Annotated in this window: 22 protein-coding genes; 5 read left to right on the top strand and 17 right to left on the bottom strand. The window is 62.5% G+C overall.

The features are described from left to right. Positions 1–37 precede the first annotated feature (37 nt). Genes argB through E1B25_RS08420 form a run of 3 tightly spaced genes read left to right on the top strand, consistent with a single transcriptional unit; the run spans position 38 to position 2108 of the window. A complete protein-coding gene (gene argB / locus E1B25_RS08430; RefSeq protein ID WP_132828356.1) occupies positions 38–901 on the top strand; it encodes an acetylglutamate kinase in 864 nt (287 codons plus the stop codon). A 47-nt stretch (positions 902–948) separates the two neighbouring features. Beyond that, a complete protein-coding gene (locus tag E1B25_RS08425; protein ID WP_132828354.1) occupies positions 949–1602 on the top strand; it encodes a ferredoxin in 654 nt (217 codons plus the stop codon). Next, complete coding sequence (locus E1B25_RS08420) at positions 1599–2108, top strand: SixA phosphatase family protein (protein ID WP_132828352.1); 510 nt, start codon at positions 1599–1601, stop codon at positions 2106–2108. Before E1B25_RS08425 ends, E1B25_RS08420 begins: the two co-directional genes overlap by 4 nt. Before the next feature lie 51 nt (positions 2109–2159). Here the strand turns inward: E1B25_RS08420 and E1B25_RS08415 are convergent, their stop codons facing one another. The 10 genes from E1B25_RS08415 to E1B25_RS08370 all read right to left on the bottom strand — a co-directional run bounded on the left by E1B25_RS08415 (position 2160) and on the right by E1B25_RS08370 (position 12534). Next, complete coding sequence (locus E1B25_RS08415) at positions 2160–2951, bottom strand: amino acid ABC transporter ATP-binding protein (RefSeq protein WP_132828350.1); 792 nt, start codon at positions 2949–2951, stop codon at positions 2160–2162. Positions 2952–2963: 12 nt separating this feature from the next. Next, the gene (locus tag E1B25_RS08410) at positions 2964–4271 is read right to left on the bottom strand and encodes an amino acid ABC transporter permease (RefSeq protein ID WP_132828348.1); all 1308 of its coding nucleotides are present in this window, start codon (positions 4269–4271) and stop codon (positions 2964–2966) included. 1 nt (position 4272) lies between these two features. Beyond that, positions 4273–5541: an amino acid ABC transporter permease gene (locus tag E1B25_RS08405; protein WP_132828346.1), complete on the bottom strand. Its 1269-nt coding sequence runs from the start codon at positions 5539–5541 to the stop codon at positions 4273–4275. Positions 5542–5676: 135 nt separating this feature from the next. Then, on the bottom strand, positions 5677–6693 hold the full coding sequence (locus tag E1B25_RS08400; RefSeq protein WP_132828345.1) for an amino acid ABC transporter substrate-binding protein: 1017 nt from the start codon (positions 6691–6693) through the stop codon (positions 5677–5679). Positions 6694–6902: 209 nt separating this feature from the next. Then, a complete protein-coding gene (locus E1B25_RS08395; protein WP_132828343.1) occupies positions 6903–7607 on the bottom strand; it encodes an ATP12 family chaperone protein in 705 nt (234 codons plus the stop codon). Further along, on the bottom strand, positions 7604–8278 hold the full coding sequence (locus tag E1B25_RS08390; RefSeq protein WP_132828341.1) for an HAD-IA family hydrolase: 675 nt from the start codon (positions 8276–8278) through the stop codon (positions 7604–7606). Before E1B25_RS08390 ends, E1B25_RS08395 begins: the two co-directional genes overlap by 4 nt. Beyond that, positions 8275–9318, bottom strand: coding sequence for an RluA family pseudouridine synthase (locus E1B25_RS08385; protein WP_132828339.1), 1044 nt, complete (start codon positions 9316–9318; stop codon positions 8275–8277). The genes E1B25_RS08390 and E1B25_RS08385 overlap by 4 nt, the downstream gene beginning before the upstream one ends. Further along, on the bottom strand, positions 9315–9695 hold the full coding sequence (gene crcB / locus E1B25_RS08380; RefSeq protein ID WP_132828337.1) for a fluoride efflux transporter CrcB: 381 nt from the start codon (positions 9693–9695) through the stop codon (positions 9315–9317). The genes E1B25_RS08385 and crcB overlap by 4 nt, the downstream gene beginning before the upstream one ends. Positions 9696–9825: 130 nt before the next feature. Beyond that, a complete protein-coding gene (locus E1B25_RS08375; RefSeq protein WP_132828335.1) occupies positions 9826–11136 on the bottom strand; it encodes a replication-associated recombination protein A in 1311 nt (436 codons plus the stop codon). A gap of 3 nt (positions 11137–11139) precedes the next feature. Beyond that, positions 11140–12534: a trypsin-like peptidase domain-containing protein gene (locus tag E1B25_RS08370; RefSeq protein WP_132828333.1), complete on the bottom strand. Its 1395-nt coding sequence runs from the start codon at positions 12532–12534 to the stop codon at positions 11140–11142. 169 nt (positions 12535–12703) lie between these two features. Here E1B25_RS08370 and E1B25_RS08365 point away from each other — a divergent pair, with 169 nt between their 5' ends. Next, on the top strand, positions 12704–13150 hold the full coding sequence (locus tag E1B25_RS08365) for a host attachment family protein (protein WP_132828332.1): 447 nt from the start codon (positions 12704–12706) through the stop codon (positions 13148–13150). Between the two features lie 87 nt (positions 13151–13237). On the opposite strand, the gene rplQ is transcribed toward E1B25_RS08365, so the two are convergent. The 7 genes from rplQ to rplO all read right to left on the bottom strand — a co-directional run bounded on the left by rplQ (position 13238) and on the right by rplO (position 18513). Then, positions 13238–13657 carry a 50S ribosomal protein L17 gene (rplQ, locus tag E1B25_RS08360; RefSeq protein ID WP_132828331.1) on the bottom strand — a complete coding sequence of 140 codons (420 nt, stop codon included), beginning with the start codon at positions 13655–13657 and terminating at the stop codon, positions 13238–13240. Between the two features lie 151 nt (positions 13658–13808). Then, positions 13809–14825 (bottom strand): DNA-directed RNA polymerase subunit alpha, encoded by a 1017-nt coding sequence (locus tag E1B25_RS08355; RefSeq protein WP_132828329.1) that lies wholly within the window; start codon positions 14823–14825, stop codon positions 13809–13811. Between the two features lie 114 nt (positions 14826–14939). Continuing rightward, on the bottom strand, positions 14940–15329 hold the full coding sequence (rpsK, locus tag E1B25_RS08350; RefSeq protein ID WP_132828327.1) for a 30S ribosomal protein S11: 390 nt from the start codon (positions 15327–15329) through the stop codon (positions 14940–14942). A gap of 15 nt (positions 15330–15344) precedes the next feature. After that, positions 15345–15713, bottom strand: coding sequence for a 30S ribosomal protein S13 (gene rpsM / locus E1B25_RS08345; protein WP_132828325.1), 369 nt, complete (start codon positions 15711–15713; stop codon positions 15345–15347). A gap of 194 nt (positions 15714–15907) precedes the next feature. Further along, positions 15908–16552, bottom strand: a complete 645-nt coding sequence (locus E1B25_RS08340) for an adenylate kinase (protein WP_132828323.1) — start codon at positions 16550–16552, stop codon at positions 15908–15910. Then, positions 16549–17925, bottom strand: a complete 1377-nt coding sequence (gene secY / locus E1B25_RS08335) for a preprotein translocase subunit SecY (RefSeq protein WP_132828322.1) — start codon at positions 17923–17925, stop codon at positions 16549–16551. Before secY ends, E1B25_RS08340 begins: the two co-directional genes overlap by 4 nt. 108 nt (positions 17926–18033) lie before the next feature. Beyond that, positions 18034–18513 carry a 50S ribosomal protein L15 gene (gene rplO / locus E1B25_RS08330; RefSeq protein WP_132828320.1) on the bottom strand — a complete coding sequence of 160 codons (480 nt, stop codon included), beginning with the start codon at positions 18511–18513 and terminating at the stop codon, positions 18034–18036. 474 nt (positions 18514–18987) lie between these two features. Here rplO and E1B25_RS08325 point away from each other — a divergent pair, with 474 nt between their 5' ends. Beyond that, the gene (locus tag E1B25_RS08325; RefSeq protein WP_132828319.1) at positions 18988–20373 is read left to right on the top strand and encodes an aminotransferase family protein; all 1386 of its coding nucleotides are present in this window, start codon (positions 18988–18990) and stop codon (positions 20371–20373) included. Positions 20374–20387: the final 14 nt, after the last annotated feature.

The following is a 20387-nucleotide window of genomic DNA, read 5'->3' as shown; positions in this document are numbered from 1 at the left end:
CGCGTTTCATGAGATTTCGCCCGCAACGGAGTTTCCGATGAAGACACAGGACATGAATCGCAACTGGATCGCCACCGCTGAAACCCTGTCGAATGCGCTGCCGTATCTGCAGCGTTATGATAACGCGATCGTTGTGATCAAGCTGGGCGGTCACGCCATGGGCAGCGACGAGGCGATGGACAGTTTCGCCCGCGACGTGGTGCTGATGCGTCAGGTCGGTGTGAACCCGGTGATCGTGCATGGTGGCGGGCCCATGATCAACGCCATGCTGGGCAAGCTGGGCGTTCAATCCGAATTCGTCGACGGCAAGCGCGTGACCGACAAAGCCACCGTCGAGGTGGTCGAGATGGTGCTCTCTGGCCTCGTCAACAAGCGGATCGTTCAGGCCGTCAACCGGCAGGGCGGCACCGCCGTCGGGCTGTCCGGCAAGGACGCCAACCTGATGATCTGTGACCAGACCGACCCGGCCCTGGGCTTTGTCGGCACCCCGGCCGAGATGAACCCGGCCCTGCTCACCGACCTTTTCGCGCATGAGATCATTCCGGTGATCGCGCCAATCGGTGCCGGTCGCAATGGCGAAACCTATAACGTCAACGGCGACACCGCTGCCGGGGCCATTGCCGCCGCGCTCAAGGCCGATCGCCTGCTGCTGCTGACCGATGTCTCCGGCGTCAAGAACGCCGAGGGCTCCGTTCTGACCGAGATGAAAGCCGAGCAAATTCGCGAGATGATCCGCGCGGGCGTGATTGCGGGTGGCATGATCCCCAAAACCGAAACCGCGCTGACCGCCATCGACGGCGGCGTACGGGCGGTGGTGATTCTGGATGGCCGTGCCCCCAACGCGGTGCTGCTTGAGCTGTTTACCGAACATGGTGCGGGCTCGCTGATCCGCGCCGACTAGACCCCGGAGCGACCCGCCATGATTGCGCCCCATCACCTTCCCCACCCATGACCTATGACCGCCTCTGCCGCGCCGCCAAGGCCAAGGGGCTGATCGTCATGGGCGCGCTGGATGTGGCGGCCACTGGGGCCAAGGGTCTCACCGGGGGCAGCCTGATCCTGTTGGGGGCCGGGGCGGGGTTCTGGCCCGCCTTCACCACATCGCCCGAGGCACAGGACGGGGGCCGCGACCTGGTGGATCGCTGGTCAGCCAGGGTGATCGGCGGGCTGGCGCCGGACCATGACGCCACCGCGTATTTCCCGTTCGGCGGCCCGCCCTATGCGCCTTTCATCGACTGGGCGCTGAAATCCGGCCGCGCGTTTTCCAGCCCCACAGGGATGCTTGTCCATGACGAGGTGGGGCTGATGATCTCCTATCGCGGGGCGCTGCATATCGCGGCCCCTCTGGCGCTGCCCGCGGCCGTTGCGCCCTCCCCCTGCGCGCGCTGTGCCGACCGGCCCTGTCTCACCGCCTGCCCGGTTGGCGCGCTCAAGGCGTCGGCCCCCTATGACGTACCCCGGTGCCACGATTTTCTCGACAGCCCGGGCGGAAAATCCTGTATGATGCAAGGATGCGCGGTCCGCCGCGCCTGTCCTGTCAGCCGTGGTGCCGGGCGACAACCGGCTCAATCCGCGCTTCACATGAGGTCGTTCCACCCATGACCCGAACCCTGATTTTGACCCGTCACACCAAATCGAGCTGGGACACCGTCGGCATGTTGGATCAGGATCGCCCGCTGAACGCGCGAGGTCGCCGCTCTGCCCGGGCCCTTGGCGAATGGCTGCGCGACAAGGGGCTGACCCCAGATCAGGTGCTCTGCTCCTCGGCCCGGCGGACCCGCGAAACCTATGAGCGGATGGGCTTTGACACCGCAGCTGAGGTGACCGACGATCTCTATCTGGTGGATGCCAACCGCATCCTGCGGGTGCTGAGCGAGGCCAGTGGCGAAACCGTGCTGCTGCTGGGTCACAACCCGGGCATCGCCCTGTTCGCCGCCGAGATCCTCGCCGCCGCCCCCGATCATCCGAAATTCGACATCTATCCCACCGGCGCCACGCTGGTCGCCCACTTTGACATCGACAGTTGGGACAAGATCGCGTGGCGTGGTGGCGAACTGGTCGCGTTCACCGTCCCGCGCGATCTGCTCGACGAGCAGACCGACAACTGAAAAAGGCCGAGCACATGGCCCGGCCCTCTCAATTGTCGTTCACAGGCTCTGTTAGTGGCCCAGAATCTGGCTCAGGAACAGCTTGGTCCGCTCGCTTTGCGGGTTGTTGAAGAACTCTTCCGGCTCGTTCTGTTCCACGATCTGGCCCTGATCCATAAAGATGACCCGGTTCGCCACCTGACGGGCAAACCCCATCTCATGGGTGACGCACAGCATGGTCATCCCCTCCTCGGCCAGTTCGATCATGGTGTCGAGCACCTCTTTGATCATCTCCGGGTCCAACGCCGAGGTCGGTTCGTCAAACAGCATGATCCGCGGCATCATGCACAGGCTGCGCGCGATCGCCACCCGCTGCTGCTGCCCCCCGGAGAGCTGACCGGGGTACTTGTTGGCCTGATCGGGGATCTTGACCTTTTCAAGGAAATGCATCGCCCGCTCCACCGCCTCTTTGCGGGGGGTCTTGCGCACCCAGATCGGCGCCAGCGTACAGTTTTCCAGAATGGTCAGATGCGGGAACAGGTTGAAGTGTTGGAACACCATCCCGACCTCGGAGCGGATCTTGTCGATGTTCTTGAGGTCGTTCGACAACTCCGTGCCGTCGACGGTGATCTTGCCCTGCTGGTGCTCCTCCAGCGCGTTGATGCAGCGGATCAGGGTCGATTTGCCCGAGCCCGATGGGCCAGCGATGACGATCCGCTCGCCAGAGTTGACCGTCAGGTTGATGTCGCGCAGCACGTGAAAGGTCCCGTACCACTTGTTCATGTTGATGATCTCGACGGCAACCTCATCCGAGACTTGCATCTTGGAGCGGTCGATTTCGCGGTCGATAGCCAAGTCAGCCATGGTTCAAATTCCTTACTTGTGGCTGGTCTGAAGCTTGCGCTCCAGATACATGGAGTAACGGGACATGCCGAAGCAGACGACGAAGAACAGCAGCGCGATAAAGCCATACAGCTCCCACACGATGCCGTTCCAGTTGGCGTCCGCCCGGATGGCGTTCGACAGACCCAGCGGATCAAGAAGCCCGATGATCGAAACCAGCGTGGTGTCCTTGAACACCCCGATAAAGGTTGAAACGATGCCGGGGATCGAGATTTTCAGCGCCTGCGGCATGATGATCAGCCGCTGCGCCTGCCAATAGTTCAACCCCAGCGAATCGGCGCCCTCGTACTGCCCCTTGGGCAGCGCGGCGAGCCCGCCACGGATCACCTCGGCCATATAGGCCGACGCGAACAGCGTCACCATGATCAGAACCCGCAGGATGATGTCGAAATCGGTTCCCGGCGGCATGAAGATATTGAGCAGGGTCGAGGCCACGAACAACAGCGTGATCAGCGGCACACCGCGAATGAACTCGATAAAGCCGACGCACAGGTATTTCACGATCAAAAGGTCGGATCGCCGCCCCAGCGCCAGAACGATGCCCAGAGGCAGCGAACAGGCGATGGCGACGACCCCAATGGTGATCGACAACATGAACCCGCCAAACCTGCGGCTGACGACCGGTTCCAGCCCGATCGCCAGAATGCTATCCAGCGCCGAAACCGCCAGCCCCGACAGTACCAGCCACCAAATCAAGGCCGCCGCAACGCCGCCGATCATGCCGGCGAGGCTGCTCATGGTGTCCGAAATCAGGCGATAGACCATATAGCCGATGCCAAAGCCCGCCGCAGCCACGAGCGGACCCCAGATGGTGCCCCCCCACAGAAGCCACGGAAAGATGAACGGATAGGCAAGCGAGAAATACAGCATCTTGCCCGGCACCTTGTCCGAAAACAGGACCGGCGCCAGCGCCACGGCCAGCAGCACAAACGACAGGATCGGGCGCCAATACTGATCGCTGGGATAGAACCCGAACATCAGTTGAATCCAACGTTCGCGGATCACCCCCCAACAGGCGCCGCCATGACCATCGTTGTGACCCGCGGCCGCCAGCATGTCGCGGCAGTCGGACAACGAGGTGCCGTTCCAGGTCGGCGACAGCACCCAGGGGATGATTGCCGCCAGCACAAAGTATACCACGGCCAGCGAAACCAGCGTCAGCACCGTGTTGAACACCCCAGAAAACAGGTTGGTCCGTGCCCAGCCGATGGCACCGGCCGAGGTAACGGGCGGGGCCTTTTCCGGCAGGATTTCCGTGCGGACAAAAGAAACATCGGTCATCTCAGCGCTCCTCCAGCTTTACGGATTCGTTGTACCAGTTCATCACCGTCGAAATGCTCAGGCTGATGATCAGATAGATCAGCATCAACAACAGAACGCATTCCAGTTCTCGACCGGTCTGGTTCATGGTGATGCCGCCCAAGGTCCCGGTGATATCCATGTACCCCACCGCAATCGCCAGAGACGAGTTCTTGGTCAGGTTCAGATATTGCGAAATCAGCGGCGGCACGATCACCCGCAGCGCCTGCGGCAGGATCACCAGCGACATGATCCGGTTCGACCGCAACCCCAACGCCGAGGCCGCCTCGGTCTGTCCGCTGGAAATCGCCATGATGCCCGAGCGCACGATTTCGGCCACGAAAGCCGCCGTATAAAGCGACAGCGCCAACCACAAGGCGATCAGCGAATTGCGCATATGTGTCCCACCCTTGAAGTTGAACCCTTTCAACTCCGGATGGCCCAGATAAAACCCCAGCGCGGCCAGAACGATGACCAGCGGCACCACGATCACGCCCAGACGCAGATACCAGGTGGTCGGCCGATCGCCGGTGCTTTCCTGAATTCGGTCTGCCCGACGCTTGATGAATTGAGACACCCAGACGCCGCCGATCAGCACCGCCAGAACAACGATCAGATCTAGGCTGACATTGAACCGCAGGCTGGACTCGCCCAGCAGGTGAATATCCCCCAGGCTACGCGAAAACAGCGGTTCGGGAATATAGACCCCGCGATTGGTCAACGCCACACTGTCGCCAAGCAACATGCTCGCCGTGGCGTTGTCGCCGCGAAACGCCCGTGGCGCCGGCAAGGTCTCGATCATGACCGCCATGATGAACACGATCCACAGCAGAACCGGCACATTGCGGAACATCTCGACATAGACCGTCATCAGCCGGGAAATCAGCCAGTTGTTCGACAGGCGCAAAACACCCACAGTAACGCCAAGCACTGTGGCCGTCGCACAGCCAAGCGCGGCCACGACAAGCGTGTTCAAAAGCCCGATCAGCGCCGCCCGCAGATGGGTGTCTTGTGAATCGTAATCCAACAGGCGCTGGTTGATATCATATCCGGCTGATTCACCGAAAAAACCGAAATCGATCGGCTTGCCCAGTTCGGCCAGGTTCTGGGCGGTGTTGCTGATCAGCCAAGCCGCCAAAAGCATGAAGCAAAGCAGCGCGATCACTTGAAACGTCGCTGAGCGGTAGCGCGTATCGTAGAGCAGCATGGATAGCCGAAACTGCTCCTTCGGCGGGTCAGTAAGTAGTGTCATGACCGATGGTTCCCCGTGGCACCCCGGTCTCTCCTCCGGCAGGGTTTTCCCCCGCTCCGCGAAAACCGGACCAATTGTTATACTTGAGAAAATAAAAAAGGGCGCGGAGTGATCCGCGCCCTGATCTTGTGTCTCTTAGCGGAACGGCGGTGCGTAGAGCAGACCACCGTTGGTCCACTGTGCGTTCAGACCACGCCCCAGACCAACCGGAGAATTCTCGCCGATGTTCTTGGCAAAGATTTCACCATAGTTGCCGTTGGCGGCAATCGCGCGCTTGGCCCATTCCTTGTCCAGGCCCAGCATTTCACCCAAGGTGCCTTCGGTGCCCAACAGACGGTTGATTTCCGGGTTGTTGGTCCCCTTGGCCAGCTCTTCGATATTGGCCGAGGTCACGCCATATTCCTCAGCGGCGATCAGCGCGTTGAGGGTCCAGCGTGCAATGTCGCCCCACTCGCTGTCGCCATGGCGAACAAGCGGGCCCAGCGGCTCTTTCGAAATGATCTCCGGCAGGATCACGTGATCGCCGGGGGCTTCAAAGGTGGCGCGGGTTGCGGCCAGACCGGACGCGTCGGTGGTGTACACGTCGCAAGCACCGGCAAGGTACTGCTGCTGTGCTTCGGCATTGGTTTCGATCGGCACCGGCTCATAGCTGATGTTGTTCGAGCGGAAGAAGTCCGCCAGGTTCAACTCGGTGGTGGTGCCGGTCTGGATGCAGACGGTCGCGCCGTCCAGTTCCTTGGCCGAAGACACGCCCAGGCTTTTGGGAACCATGAAGCCTTGACCGTCATAGTAGTTCACGCCGATGAATTCGAACTTCAGATCGACATCGCGCGAGAAGGTCCAGGTCGTGTTCCGTGCCAGCAGGTCGATTTCGCCCGAGGCCAGCGCGGTAAAGCGCGTCTTGCCCGTGGTCGGCACGAATTCAACCGCGTTCTGATCGCCCAGAACCGCCGCAGCAACCGCACGGCAGACGGACACGTCGAACCCGTTCCAGACCCCGTTGGCATCCGGAGCGGCAAAGCCGACCAGGCCAGTCGTCACGCCGCAGTTCAGCTTACCGCGGGCTTTGACATCATCCATCGTGCCCGCAGCGGCGACGCCGGCCATCAGGCCAGCGACGGTCAGCGCGCCCAAAAATACGGATTTATTCATATTCACCTCTTCCTGATTTACCGCCTCTTTGTAGGGACGGTTTCTCCGGCAACACAAACGCCGGTTCATGTACCAAGTGGGGTACTCCCCTTCAGTATGAGTGAGTTTGGGCGGATTCACCAACGGACGTCAAGGGTTGGATCAGACAATTAGATCCCCCTCCCCGCGCCGGGGGCCTCACGAAGCGACAGCGCCTAAGCCCTGCTCATTCATGCAAAATCATAGAATTTCTTGGCATGCAGGAAGGCATCGCGCTTGTACGCGGCCAGCGCGGCGGCCTCGTCATCGACGCCCCAATGCTCCTCCTGCCACAGCTCATCAAGCCGCGACAGATCCCACAGCGCCTCGGCATCGCGCCAATTCTGCGCCGCCGCAAATCCCAGCACCAGCGAACCCGACAGGCTGACCAGATCGTGAAACGCCGCCAGCCGGAACGCATCAAGCGCATGCACCTGCGCCCGCAGCCGCTCCAGCGCGTCCGGCTGCTGCGGCCTGTGAACCACACCGCTGCGCAGCTCAAGACGCGTTCCAAGCGCCGTCTCGGCCCACTCCAGCGCCGGGTCCCAGGCCTCGGCCTGCCGCTCCACCAGTTCCTGCGGGCTGTCGGCGCGATAGCACAACAGATCTGAATCGCCATAGGCGGCCAGCATGTCGGCCACCTCGCCATGCTGCGTGCGCACCTTGTCGATCGCCGCATTGGCCGAGCGGGTGAACGGCATCCGGCGCGGGTCGATCTCGCCCTCCTGCGCGGCCCATTCGGCGGCCACGGCCTCGGCCATAGGCCGGGCTGGCAGGCGCAGCGGGGCCTTGGCGGGCGTCTTGATCAGCCGTCCGTCCAGCGCCACGGAATATCCATCCGCATCTTTCTCGACGCTCACATCGGTCCAAAACCGCTTCTGCTTCCACTCACTCATGTCGGGTCTTTCCAAATCTGGTTCAACGCCAAGGGCAGATCCGCGATCCGATCGATCACCCTGCGCGCCGCCGTCAATGCCGTACGGGGGTGATAGCCCCAGCTCACGCCCAGCCCGGCAACACCGGCGGCGCTGGCCATCTCCATGTCATAGCTGGTGTCGCCCACCATCACCGCATCGGCGGCCAAGACGTCGGCCTCCTCCAATGCCGCCAGGATCATCCCCGGGTGCGGCTTTGACGGGTGATCATCGGCCACCTGGGTTGTGACGAAATAGCGCTCCAGCCCATGCGCCGCGATCAGCGCATCAAGGCCCCGGCGCGATTTTCCGGTGGCCACGCCCAGCACCAGCCCGGGCTGCGCCGCCAAGTCCTCCAGCATCTCCAGCGTTCCGGGGAACAGCGGCGAATGCGCCGCCCCCTGCGCCAGACGATGCGCCTGATAGGCGGCGCGATAGCCCTCGACCAGCTGCGCACGGATATCAAGCGCCAGATCAGGCGCCAGCCGCAGCATCGCGTGATCCAGCGACAGACCCACGATCGACAGAATCGCGCCACGATCAGGCACCGCCAGCCCCTGCGCCTCGAACGCCGCCGTCATGGCCGCGACAATGCTGTGCTGGCTGTCGACAAGCGTTCCGTCCACGTCAAAGATAACCAGCCGTTGGGTCAACGCAGCGCCTCGAACGGGTCATTTTCGGCCAGATCTTCGGTCCAGCCAAAGGTCTCCCAGGTCTGCTTCATATGCTCTGGCAGATCGGCGGTGATCAGGATCGTCTTTTTCGTCTTCGGATGCTCAAAACTCAGGCTGCGGGCGTGCAGATGCAATTTCTTGCTGATGATGCCACCCAGTTGCGCGCCCCAGCCGTCGCCCATGTTCTCTTGCCCCGAGCCACCGTATTTGCCGTCGCCCACGATCGGATGCCCCATCTCGGCCATATGGGCGCGCAACTGGTGCGTGCGCCCGGTCAACGGTTCCATCGCGACCCAAGCCGCGCGCCCCGCCACCCGGTACAGCGTGGCGTACAGCGTATGCGCCCGTTTCGCCCCCGGTGTGCTGTCGATGTCACGCGGATGCACCGCGATCATCTTCTCGCCCTCGCCCTTGCCACCATGCCCCGAGGCCTTGACCAGGCCGGCCTTGATCTCGCCCAGATAGGGGGTCGGAACACCGGCAACCAGCGCCCAATAGATCTTGTGTGTCGCCCGGTGCCGGAACGCCGCCGTCAGCGCCACCGCCGCCTCGCGCGTGCGCGCCAGCAACAGCACGCCCGAGGTGTCCTTGTCCAACCGATGCACCAGACGCGGCTTTTCGTCATAGCCAAAGCACAGCGCTTCGGACAGCCCGTCCACATGTTTGGTCGTGCCGCTGCCGCCCTGCACTGCCAGCCCCGGCGGCTTATTCAGCGCGATGATCTGGTCGTCGCGATAGATCACGCAATCCTGAATCATCTTGGCGTCCGCGTCCGAAATATGCGTGCGCGGCGGCGCCGGCTTGTGGTCGGCGTCCGGCAGCGGCGGGATCCGCACCTGCTGGCCGACCTGCAACCGGGTCGAGGCCTTGACCCGCCCGCCATCGACGCGCAGATCGCCCTTGCGGCACATCTTTTCGATGCGGCCCTGACTGACGTGCGGCAACAGACGCCGCAGCCAGCGGTCCAACCGCTGCTCGCCGTCGCCGTCCTCTACCGTGATCATCTGTACGCCACTCATGCCAACACTCCACGCGTCAAAATCATACCCAGTGCAAGCGCCAGAATTGACACCACCACCGACAGCAGCACATACAGCGCCGCCTGCCCCAAATCGCCGCGTTCGATCAGGTTCACGGCCTCCAGCGAAAAGGTCGAAAACGTGGTGAACCCGCCAAGCATCCCGGTCATCACCAGCGGGCTCAGATGCGTCAGCCCCTTGTGCGCCGCCACCACGACAAAGACCCCCATCAACAAAGAGCCCAGAATATTCACGATCAAGATCGCCACGGGAAAACTGGTATGCCCCAGCAGCCGCAGGAGTCCGAGCCCCGCAAGGTAGCGCAGAGTCGCGCCGAGCGCGCCGCCCAGTGCCACGAATGAAACCGTTTGCATCATGGCCGGTCTGTCGCGCGGCACGGGGCAGGAGTCAAGCCACAGTGGAGTTTCCCGCCAATGTCACGCCGAAAATCGACCTTCCGGCCAACCGAGTCCCCCTGCGCGGAACAAGACCGCAGGCCGCCGCGCCCTAGCCCTCCTGCCGCTGCAGCCGCAGCTTGGCGAAATAGTCCAACCGCTTCTTCAGCTCGCGCTCAAAGCCGCGCTCGACCGGGGCGTACATCACCGGGCGCTTCATCTGTTCGGGGAAATAGTTCTGGCCCGAAAAGGCCCCCTCGGCATCGTGGTCATAGGCATAGCCGGCGCCGTAGCCCTGCTCCTTCATCAAGCCGGTAGGCGCGTTCAGGATATGCTTGGGCGGCGGCTCGCTGCCGGTCTTCTTGGCCAGTTGCCGCGCCATCTTGTAAGCCATGTAGCCAGCGTTGGATTTCGGCGCGAGGGCCAGATAGATCACCGCCTGCGCCAGCGCCAGCTCGCCCTCGGGGCTGCCCAGCCGCTCATAGGTTTCCCAGGCATGCAGGCAATGGGTCTGCGCCTGCGGATCGGCAAGGCCAATATCCTCGACCGCCATCCGGGTGAGGCGGCGCGCCAGAAACCGCGGGTCCTCGCCGCCCTCCAGCATCCGCGCGAACCAGTACAGCGCCGCCTCCGGGTCTGACCCGCGCACCGATTTGTGCAGCGCCGAGATCAGGTTGTAATGCTCGTCCCCCGATTTGTCGTATTTTGCCGCCCGCCGCATCAGCCGGGTGGCAAGCTGATCCGGGCTCAGCTTATCCGCCACCTTCCACGCCATCACCTGTTCGATCAGGTTCAGCGCCGCGCGCCCGTCGCCATCGGCCATTTCCAGCAAGGCATCGCGCGCCTCACCGGTCAGCGGCAGCGCCCGGCCCAGTTCCTGTTCCGCGCGTTGCACCAGCCGTTCCAGATCGGCAAGGCTCAGCCGTTCCAACACCAGCACCTGCGACCGGCTCAGCAACGCCGCGTTCAGCTCGAACGAGGGGTTCTCGGTGGTGGCCCCGATCAACAGGATCGTGCCATCCTCCATATAGGGCAGGAACCCGTCCTGTTGCGCCTTGTTGAACCGGTGGATCTCGTCGACGAACAACAAGGTGCCCTTGCCGTTGCTGCGGCGCATCCGGGCCGCCTCGAACACCTTTTTCAGATCGGGAACACCGGTAAAAATGGCGCTGATCTGCACGAAATGCAGATCGCTTTCCTCAGCCAGAAGCCGCGCGATGGTGGTTTTCCCCACCCCCGGCGGCCCCCAAAGGATCAGCGACGACAGCGACCCCGACGCCAGCATCGCCCCCAGCGGCCCGTTCTCGCCAAGGATCTGCACCTGCCCGATCACCTCGGCCAGCGTTTGCGGCCGCAGCCGGTCGGCCAGCGGGCGGGTGCGGGACGGGGTCGGCTCTGCGCCGGTATCGAACAGATCCGCCATACGCTACAGCCGGAACCGCAGGCGCAGGCGTTGACCCCGGCGCAGCAGGTCCATCGTGAACCGCCGGCCCGGATCGCTCAGCGCGCGGCGCACATCGCCGGGCACCGTCACAGCCGTGTCGTTGATCGCGCCGATCACATCGCCCGGTTTCAACCCGGCCCGCGCGCCATAGGGGCCCGGGTCCGTCACCACCACGCCCTCGGTCGCAAGCGACAGGCCCAGCCGCGCGATCACCGCCGGATTGGCCCGCGCCACCGACAACCCCGGCACCACGGTTTTTTCGTCCAGCGTCACCGGCTCGGCAGGTGGATCATCGGGGGCGGCGATCATATCGACCACGATCTCGTCCGATTGCCCCGCGCGCGCGCGCGTGACCCGCGCCGTCGCACCGATGCCCTGCACCGACATGCGAAACACCATTTCCGAGGGCGAATTGACCGGTTGACCGTCAACCTTGGCAATCACATCGCCAACCTCGAACCCGGCCTTGCGAAACGGGCTTTGCGGATGCAGATCCGAGATCACGATCCCCTCGGGCAGGTCCAGCCCCAGCGACTGCGCCAGATCGGCATCCACCGGCTGCCCCGACATCCCGGCCCAAGGCCGCTCGAACTGGGTATTGCCAGCGCGCGCCTGTTCGACGAACTGCGCCACCATATCGGCGGGAATGGCAAAACCGATACCGTTCGACCCGCCAGAGCGGCTGAGAATGCGGGTATTGATCCCGATCAGCGCCCCGTTCACGTCGATCAAAGCCCCGCCCGAATTTCCGGGGTTGATCGGCGCATCGGTCTGCAGGAAATAACCCCGCCCGGCCCCGGTGGCCGCGCCCGAGCGCGCCAGCCCGGACACGATGCCGCTGCTCACGGTCTGACCGACCCCGAACGGGTTGCCGATGGCCAGCACCAACTCGCCCACCTCTACATGATCGGACGCGCGCAGCGGCAGGTACGGCAGCCCCTGCGCCCCCTCCAGTTGTAGAATGGCGAGGTCAGCCTCCTTGTCGGACAGCACCACGCGGGCCTCGTATTCATGCCGGTCCGCCGTCACCACGCGGATATCGGTGGCCTGACCGACCACATGGTAATTCGACACCACGATCCCGTCCGGCGACAGGATCACCCCCGACCCGAGCGAGTTTTGCACCCGCGGGCGGGACGAGCCGAAGCCGCGAAAGAGATCTTCAAAGAACGGATCACCGGCAAACGGGCTGGGCTGCCCCTGGGTGACGATGCGGGCATAGATATTCACCACCGCCGGCGCCGCCTGTTTGACCAGCGGCGCGAAGCCGAGCGATATCTCGGCCTGCGACTGCGGCACTTTCGTCTCTGCAGCCACGGGGCCGGAGATCGACGCCGAAAACGCCAGACCGAGCGTGATGAGAAGAACGCGGAACATGGACGCCTCCTTTGCGGTTTGGCCCGATATGCGCGCCACCGGGCGCGATTGCAAGGCGTGGCGCCCCCCGGCCCCGTCACGGCCCCGCCCCGACACCGCGCGTTGGCGCACTTTACGCAAAGGCCCCGCTCCGGCTACCCTCCTGCGGGAACAGGAGGAGGAGAGCCAAATGAGCAAGCTGACAAAGGGAACCTGGGTCGTTGTGGCGGACAGCGAAAAAGCGCTCCTGATGCGCAACCTGACGGGCCACGCCAACCCCGATTTCGAAGTTATCGCCCGCGAGGTCCAGCCCAAGGTCGCCGACAATGCCGACCGTCCGGGCCGCCGTGCGGATCCCGGCGCCGGGCAAAGCTCGGCGATGGAACAGACCGACTGGCACGACCTGGCGCGCGACAGGTTCGCCAAGGAGCTTGCCGGGATCCTGTATGGACACGCGCACAAGGGTGCCTATAGCCAGCTGGTGATCGCTGCCGCCCCCGATCTTCTGGGCAAGCTGCGCGACGCGTTGCACCCAGAGGTGAAAGCCAAGGTCGTGGCCGAAATCCCGAAGAACCTGGCAAACCATACGGTCCGCGACCTCGAGCGGCTGATCAAGGCCGACCTGGACGCCGAGTAGCGGGCAACGCGCAGCGCTGAACGGAAACGAAAAAGGGTGCCGCCCGGTCAGGCAGCACCCCAAAACTGTAAGCCGATGGGTCGTGGATTAGTCCTCGACACCCTCTTCGGCGGCAACACGGGCCTTGTCGCCCGCGCCTTTGGCATCGGTGTCACGGTCGACGAATTCGATGATCGCCATCGGTGCCATGTCGCCATAACGGAAGCCGGCCTTCAGAACCCGGATGTAACCACCCTGACGGTCCTTGTAACGCGGGCCCAGAATATCGAACAGCTTGGCGACATGCGGATCTTGCTTCAGCCGGGCTGCGGCCTGACGACGGGCGTGCAGGTCGCCGCGCTTGGCGAGCGTGATCAGCTTTTCGACGATCGGACGCAATTCCTTGGCTTTGGGCAAGGTCGTCTTGATCTGTTCATGTTCAATCAGCGACCCGGCCATGTTGGCAAAGAGCGCCTTGCGGTGCTCATGGGTGCGGTTGAGGCGGCGGTAACCACGTGCGTGACGCATTTTCTTTTCTCCAGTAGGTTGCCCTCTACGGGCGGTTTTGCTTTGTCTGGCCGACGATGCGTGTCACCGGCTCTCCTTGGGGCGTGGCGGGTTTGTGGCCCGCCCTGCCCGGGGGCTTTGCGTCAGGCGGACCTAAGCCCGCCCATCGCGATCAAAACGTGTCTTCGAACTTCTTCGCCAGATCTTCGATGTTGTCGGGCGGCCAGTCTTCGACATCCATCCCCAGATGCAGACCCATGCCCGAAAGCACTTCCTTGATCTCGTTCAGGGATTTGCGGCCAAAGTTCGGGGTGCGCAGCATCTCGGCTTCGGTCTTCTGGATCAGATCGCCGATATAGACGATGTTGTCGTTCTTCAGGCAGTTCGCAGAGCGCACCGACAGTTCCAGCTCGTCCACTTTCTTCAGCAGAAGCGGGTTGAACTCCAGCCCGTCTTCTTCCGATTCGCGGCCGGCGGCTTCGGGCTCGTCAAAGTTGACGAAGATCGACAGCTGGTCCTGCAGGATGCGGGCGGCATAGGCCACCGCATCGTCCGGGGTCAGCGAGCCATCGGTCAGAACCTTCATGGTCAGCTTGTCATAGTCCAGAACCTGCCCTTCACGGGTGGGCTGAACGTCATAGCTGACGCGCTTGATCGGCGAATAGATCGCGTCGATCGGGATCAGGCCAATCGGCGCATCCTCGGGCTTGTTCTTTTCAGCCGAGACATAGCCTTTGCCGGTGTTGACCGTCAGTTCCATGAACAGGTCGGCGCCATCGTCGAGGTGACAGATCACGTGATCGCGGTTCAGGATCTCGATCCCCGCGCTCTCGCTGATGTCGCCCGCGGTGACCACGGCCGGACCTTTTGCGCTGATCGACAGACGCTTGGGGCCTTCGACCTCCATGCGCAGCGACACACCCTTCAAGTTCAGGATGATGTCTGTAACATCCTCGCGCACGCCGGCGACCGAGGAAAACTCATGCAGCACGTTGTCGATCTGCACGCTGGTGATGGCGGCGCCCTGAAGCGACGACATCAGAATACGGCGCAGCGCGTTGCCGAGGGTCAGACCAAAGCCGCGTTCCAGCGGTTCAGCCACCACAGTGGCTTCGCGCGCGGGATCGTTGCCCGGCGTCACCTCAAGCTGCGTCGGCTTGATCAGTTCGGCCCAGTTCTTATGGATCATGCGGTCCCTCCATTCCTGTCTGTGCTCCATGTCCTTAAAGCGCAGACGCCCGAGGTTTAAAGTAACGTACCGGGGCCGTGCTCTGACACGGCCCCGTCAAAACTGTCTCTGCCCTTAAACGCGACGGCGTTTCGGAGGGCGGCAGCCGTTGTGTGCAATCGGCGTCACATCACGGATCGAGGTGATGTTGAAACCAGCCGCAGCCAGCGCACGCAGCGCCGATTCACGACCCGAACCGGGGCCCTGCACTTCGACTTCCAGCGTCTTGACGCCGTGTTCCTGCGCCTTGCGGCCAGCATCCTCGGCAGCCATCTGGGCCGCATAGGGGGTCGATTTCCGCGACCCTTTGAAGCCCATGGTACCAGCAGACGACCACGAGATCGCGTTGCCCTGCACGTCAGAGATCAGGATTTTGGTGTTGTTGAACGAGCTGTTCACATGCGCCACGCCAGCGGCGATGTTCTTACGCTCTTTTTTCTTGGTACGAGTCTTATCGCGTGCCATTGATCGAACCCTCCCTTACTTCTTCTTGCCGGCAATGGCCTTAGCGGGGCCTTTGCGGGTGCGAGCGTTGGTGTGGGTGCGCTGACCGCGAACCGGAAGGTTGCGACGATGACGCAGACCGCGATAGCAGCCCAGATCCATCAGACGCTTGATGTTCATCTGCGTCTCACGGCGCAGGTCACCTTCAACGGTGAAGTTGGCGTCGATATGTTCGCGGATCTGCAGAACTTCGGCGTCGGTCAACTCGTTGACGCGACGGGACAGCTCAATACCCACGGCTTCACAGATTGCTCTGGCCGAGGTGTTGCCGATTCCGGTGATATAGGTGAGGGCGATAGGGACCCGCTTTGCAGTGGGGATGTTTACGCCGGCAATACGTGCCACGTGTCACTTTCCTTTCGTTGCGGTTCCGTAACGCCAGAACCTTTTTTCACAACGCTCAACCTTGGCAGGGATCGCCAGCAGGCCAGCATTTCATGAGGTGATCGCAGGACGGACGAATCCCGTACCGCGTGTTTGATTCCCTTTCGGGATGGGGGTCGATATGGGCTTTTTTGTGCGGGGTCAACCCCCCGACCTTATTTGTCCAGCACGCGACCAATCGCGGCGCGCACATCGTTGATCTCGCCCAGCCCGTCGATCCGGGTCAACTTGCCCTTGGCATAGTAATAACCAATCAGCGGCGAGGTTTTCTTGTAATATTCCATCAGCCGCGTGCGCAGGCTGTCTTCGTTGTCGTCGGCCCGACGCTTGAACTCGGTGCCGCCGCATTTCGCGCATTTGCCATCTGCCGGGATCGGCTTGGTGATGTCGTTGTAAACCTCACCACAGCTGCCACAGGTCGACCGCGCGGTGATGCGTTGCACCAGCGCCTCGTCGTCGACCGCCATCTCGACCACCGCGTCCAGCGTCTGGCCCTCGGCCTGCAGCAACGCGGCCAGCGCATCGGCCTGGGCCAGCGTGCGCGGGAAGCCGTCAAAGATGAACCCGTTGGCCTTCACCGTTTCCAGCTTTTCGCGGATCAGCCCAATCACGATCTCGTCGGTCACCAACTGGCCCTTGGCCATCACCTCGGCAACAACGTTACCCATCTCAGTACCGCTGTCCTTGGCCTCGCGCAGCATGTCACCGGTGCTCAACTGCACCATGCCGCGGTCCTCGACCAGATAGCGCGCCTGTGTTCCCTTACCCGCGCCGGGCGCCCCTAGCAGAATAATGTTCATCGCCGTGCCGGTCCCCGTTTTGCGCGTTTCTTCGCCGCCCCTTTGCCGCGCCCACGCAGCTGCGATTTCTCGATCAGCCCTTCGTACTGGTGCGCCAGAAGGTGGCTTTGCGCCTGCTGGATCGTGTCCATCGTCACCGACACGATAATCAGAACCGAGGTGCCGCCAAAGTAGAACGGAATCGCAAACTGCCCACGCAGGATTTCCGGCAACAGACAGACCGCTGTCAGATAGGCCGAGCCCAGCACAAGCACGCGGTTGACGACGTATTCCAGATACTCGGCCGTCTTCTTGCCCGGACGGATCCCGGGAACAAAGCCGTTCTGGTTCTTCAGGTTGTCGGCCACGTCATCGGGTTTGAACGACACGTTGAAGGTATAGAAATAGGCAAAGAACACGATCATCGAAGCAAAGAACAACAGGTACAGCGGCTGTCCCGGACCGAAATTGGCCAGCAACCACGACATCACCGGTCCGCTCGCCGCATTCGCCGAGAAGGTCGAGATCGTGACCGGCAGCAGCAACAACGAAGAAGCAAAGATCGCCGGGATCACGCCCGCCGGGTTGACCTTGACCGGCAGGTGCGACGAGCCGCCGTCATAGACCTTCATCCCCACCTGACGGCGCGGATACTGGATATGGATCTTGCGCAGGGCGCGTTCCATGAACACCACAAAGGTGATCACCGCGATCACCATCACCATCACGAGGATAATGACCGCCGGGCTCAGCGCGCCGGACCGGCCACTGGCAAAGAACTGCGCGATCGCGGCAGGCACCTCGGCGATGATGCCGACGAAGATGATCAGCGAGATGCCGTTGCCCAGCCCGCGCGAGGTGATCTGTTCCCCCAGCCACATCAGGAACATGGTGCCGCCAACCAGCGTGACCATGGTCGAGAACCGGAAATACAGACCCGCATCCGTGGCCAGATCGCCCGACTCCAACGAGACCGCCAGCCCATAGGCCTGCACCGTGGCCAGCGCCACCGTCCCGAACCGGGTGTACTGGTTGATCTTCTTGCGGCCCTGTTCGCCCTCTTTCTTGAGCTGCTCCAGCGACGGAACCATCGAGGTCATAAGCTGCACGATGATCGAGGCCGAGATATAAGGCATGATGCCCAGGGCAAAGATGCCCATCCGACCCAACGCGCCGCCGGTGAACATCGACACCATGCCGCCGATGCCCTGCCCCGCCTGCTCCATGAACTCACGCAGGGCCGCGCCGTCGATCCCCGGCACCGGAATAAAGGTACCCAGCCGATACACGATCAGCAGGCCCAGCGTGAACAGGATGCGATTGCGCAGATCGGTCGCTTTGCCAAGGGCGGCCCAGCTGGTATTCGCCGCCATTTGTTCTGCTGCTGATGCCATGAAAGAGGTCTCTCTTATGATTGCGCCGCCCAGAGCCGTTTTCCGGCTCGGGCGGCGTCATGGAAAACTGAAGTCTATGTAAGCGGCTGGTACGCCGCCCACAACCGCTTAGGCATCAGCGCCCGCAGTCGTGACCTTCAGCGTCAGCGCACCGCCCGCAGCCTCGACAGCGGCAACAGCCGATTTGGAGGCGCCGGTGACTTCGATCGTCACCTTGGTGTTGAACTCACCCTTGGCAAGAACGCGAATGCCGTCCAGCTTGCGGCGCACCAGACCCGAGGCAATCAGCGCGTCCTCGGTGATGGCCTGACCGGCGTCCAGCTTGCCGGCTTCGATGAATTTCTGGATCAGACCAAGGTTGATCACCGAGAATTCCTTGCGGTTCGGCTTGTTGAAGCCGCGCTTAGGCAAACGTTGGTACAGCGGCATCTGGCCGCCTTCATACCCGTTGATCGCCACACCCGAACGGGATTTCTGACCCTTGATACCGCGGCCAGCGGTCTTGCCCTTGCCCGAACCCGGGCCACGGCCAACGCGTTTGCGGGATTTCGTCGCGCCATCATTGTCGCGCAGTTCATGCAGTTTCATATCGCTTCTCCATTGCCGGATGCGTCCCCGAAGCGAACAGGACGACCACGGCGTTTCGTGAATGTGAGTCGGGCCCAAACGGACCACTGGGCGCGTATAGACGCATGACAATCACGATGCAAGAGCGCGGCAGGCCCCGGCTTGCCCCCCCGGCGCCGACACGTCGATGCCAACCCCGCCCCCACCTGCCCATAATTTGGGCGTTCCGGTTGGTTTTTGGCGACCCGCCCAAAACCTCGCAGACATCGAAACCGCCCCTCCGGTTTCGCAAACCAATGGTTTTCGACCGAATTCCCCATACCGATCCAACGTCCACCGGGCGCTAAACCCCCGCCCCAGAAACTGGACTTATGTCAAAATTTCGTCTGGACCTACGAGAATCCCGAAATCTGGCGTTTGTGATAGCATAAACGCCAACCCCGCCTGCGGGGTATTGCGCGCCCACGAATTCCTGAGAAAGCGAAAGGACAGGCTATGGACGGCACGTTCAACGAAAACGACATCAGTCGCATCATCGAGGCCGACAAGGCCCATGTCTGGCATCACCTGATCCAGCACAAACAGTTCGAAACCAACGACCCGCGCATCATCCTCGAAGGCAAGGGCATGCGCGTCTGGGACCAGAACGGGAAAGAGTATCTCGATGCGGTCTCCGGCGGGGTCTGGACGGTCAACGTCGGCTATGGCCGCGAAAGCATCGCCAAGGCGGTCTATGACCAGTTGATGAAACTGTGCTATTTCGCCCAGTCAGCCGGCTCGATCCCGGGCTCGCTGTTCTCGGAAAAGCTGATCTCGAAAATGCCGGGGATGAGCCGGGTTTTCTACACCAACTCCGGCTCCGAGGCGAACGAGAAGGCGTTCAAGATGATCCGCCAGATCGCGCACAAGAAAAATGGCGGCAAGAAACACAAGATCCTGTACCGCGACCGCGACTATCACGGCGGCACGCTGGCCACCATGTCGGCCGGCGGTCAGGACGAACGGGCGATGCAATACGGTCCCATGGCCCCCGGTTTCGTCCGCGTGCCGCACTGCATGGAATACCGCGCACAATGGGATCTCTCGGGTGAAGAATACGGCCAGCGCGCCGCCGATGCCATCGAAGAAGTGATCCTGGCCGAGGGCCCCGATACCGTCGGCGGGCTCTGCCTTGAACCCGTAACCGCCGGTGGCGGCGTCATCACCCCGCCGCCGGGCTATTGGGAGCGGGTGCAGGAAATCTGCAAGAAATACGACATCCTGCTGCATATCGACGAGGTCGTCTGCGGCATCGGTCGCACCGGCACATGGTTCGGTTATCAGCACTACGGCATCAAGCCTGATTTCGTGACCATGGCCAAGGGCGTTGCCTCGGGCTATGCCGCCATCGCCTGCTGCGTGACCACCGAAGAGGTGTTCAACATGTTCAAGGACGACGCCGCAGACCCGATGAACTATTTCCGCGACATTTCGACCTTTGGTGGCTGCACCGCAGGACCGGCGGCGGCGCTGGAAAACATGCGCATCATCGAGGACGAGAACCTGCTCGACAACTGCAACACCATGGGCGCGCGGATGATGGACAACCTCGGCGCCCTGATGGAAAAGCACAAGGTGATCGGCGACGTGCGCGGCAAGGGGCTGTTCTGCGGCGCCGAACTGGTCGCCGACCGCGCCAGCAAGGAACCGGTCAGCGAAAAGCAAATCGCGCAGGTCTCGGCCGAATGCGGCGCGCAGGGGGTCATCATCGGCGCCTCCAACCGCTCGGTGCCGGGGCTGAACAACGTGCTGTGCTTCTCGCCCGCACTGATCGCCACCGCCGACGACATCGACCAGATCACCGATACCGTTGACCGGGCGCTGACCAAGGTCTTCGGCTAAGACAACAAGGCGGG

This window comes from Antarcticimicrobium sediminis (assembly GCF_004348975.1).
Lineage (GTDB): Bacteria > Pseudomonadota > Alphaproteobacteria > Rhodobacterales > Rhodobacteraceae > Antarcticimicrobium > Antarcticimicrobium sediminis.
Note: the sequence above shows the minus strand (reverse complement) of the source record. Positions and strands in the feature narration are given on the sequence as shown.

Coding starts and splice junctions, on each gene's coding strand:
- argB (WP_132828356.1), top strand. CDS start 38: ATGAAGACACAGGACATGAATCGCAACTGGATCGCCACCGCTGAAACC.
- E1B25_RS08425 (WP_132828354.1), top strand. CDS start 949: ATGACCTATGACCGCCTCTGCCGCGCCGCCAAGGCCAAGGGGCTGATC.
- E1B25_RS08420 (WP_132828352.1), top strand. CDS start 1,599: ATGACCCGAACCCTGATTTTGACCCGTCACACCAAATCGAGCTGGGAC.
- E1B25_RS08415 (WP_132828350.1), bottom strand. CDS start 2,951: ATGGCTGACTTGGCTATCGACCGCGAAATCGACCGCTCCAAGATGCAA.
- E1B25_RS08410 (WP_132828348.1), bottom strand. CDS start 4,271: ATGACCGATGTTTCTTTTGTCCGCACGGAAATCCTGCCGGAAAAGGCC.
- E1B25_RS08405 (WP_132828346.1), bottom strand. CDS start 5,541: ATGACACTACTTACTGACCCGCCGAAGGAGCAGTTTCGGCTATCCATG.
- E1B25_RS08400 (WP_132828345.1), bottom strand. CDS start 6,693: ATGAATAAATCCGTATTTTTGGGCGCGCTGACCGTCGCTGGCCTGATG.
- E1B25_RS08395 (WP_132828343.1), bottom strand. CDS start 7,607: ATGAGTGAGTGGAAGCAGAAGCGGTTTTGGACCGATGTGAGCGTCGAG.
- E1B25_RS08385 (WP_132828339.1), bottom strand. CDS start 9,318: ATGAGTGGCGTACAGATGATCACGGTAGAGGACGGCGACGGCGAGCAG.
- crcB (WP_132828337.1), bottom strand. CDS start 9,695: ATGATGCAAACGGTTTCATTCGTGGCACTGGGCGGCGCGCTCGGCGCG.
- E1B25_RS08375 (WP_132828335.1), bottom strand. CDS start 11,136: ATGGCGGATCTGTTCGATACCGGCGCAGAGCCGACCCCGTCCCGCACC.
- E1B25_RS08370 (WP_132828333.1), bottom strand. CDS start 12,534: ATGTTCCGCGTTCTTCTCATCACGCTCGGTCTGGCGTTTTCGGCGTCG.
- E1B25_RS08365 (WP_132828332.1), top strand. CDS start 12,704: ATGAGCAAGCTGACAAAGGGAACCTGGGTCGTTGTGGCGGACAGCGAA.
- rplQ (WP_132828331.1), bottom strand. CDS start 13,657: ATGCGTCACGCACGTGGTTACCGCCGCCTCAACCGCACCCATGAGCAC.
- E1B25_RS08355 (WP_132828329.1), bottom strand. CDS start 14,825: ATGATCCATAAGAACTGGGCCGAACTGATCAAGCCGACGCAGCTTGAG.
- rpsK (WP_132828327.1), bottom strand. CDS start 15,329: ATGGCACGCGATAAGACTCGTACCAAGAAAAAAGAGCGTAAGAACATC.
- E1B25_RS08340 (WP_132828323.1), bottom strand. CDS start 16,552: ATGAACATTATTCTGCTAGGGGCGCCCGGCGCGGGTAAGGGAACACAG.
- secY (WP_132828322.1), bottom strand. CDS start 17,925: ATGGCATCAGCAGCAGAACAAATGGCGGCGAATACCAGCTGGGCCGCC.
- rplO (WP_132828320.1), bottom strand. CDS start 18,513: ATGAAACTGCATGAACTGCGCGACAATGATGGCGCGACGAAATCCCGC.
- E1B25_RS08325 (WP_132828319.1), top strand. CDS start 18,988: ATGGACGGCACGTTCAACGAAAACGACATCAGTCGCATCATCGAGGCC.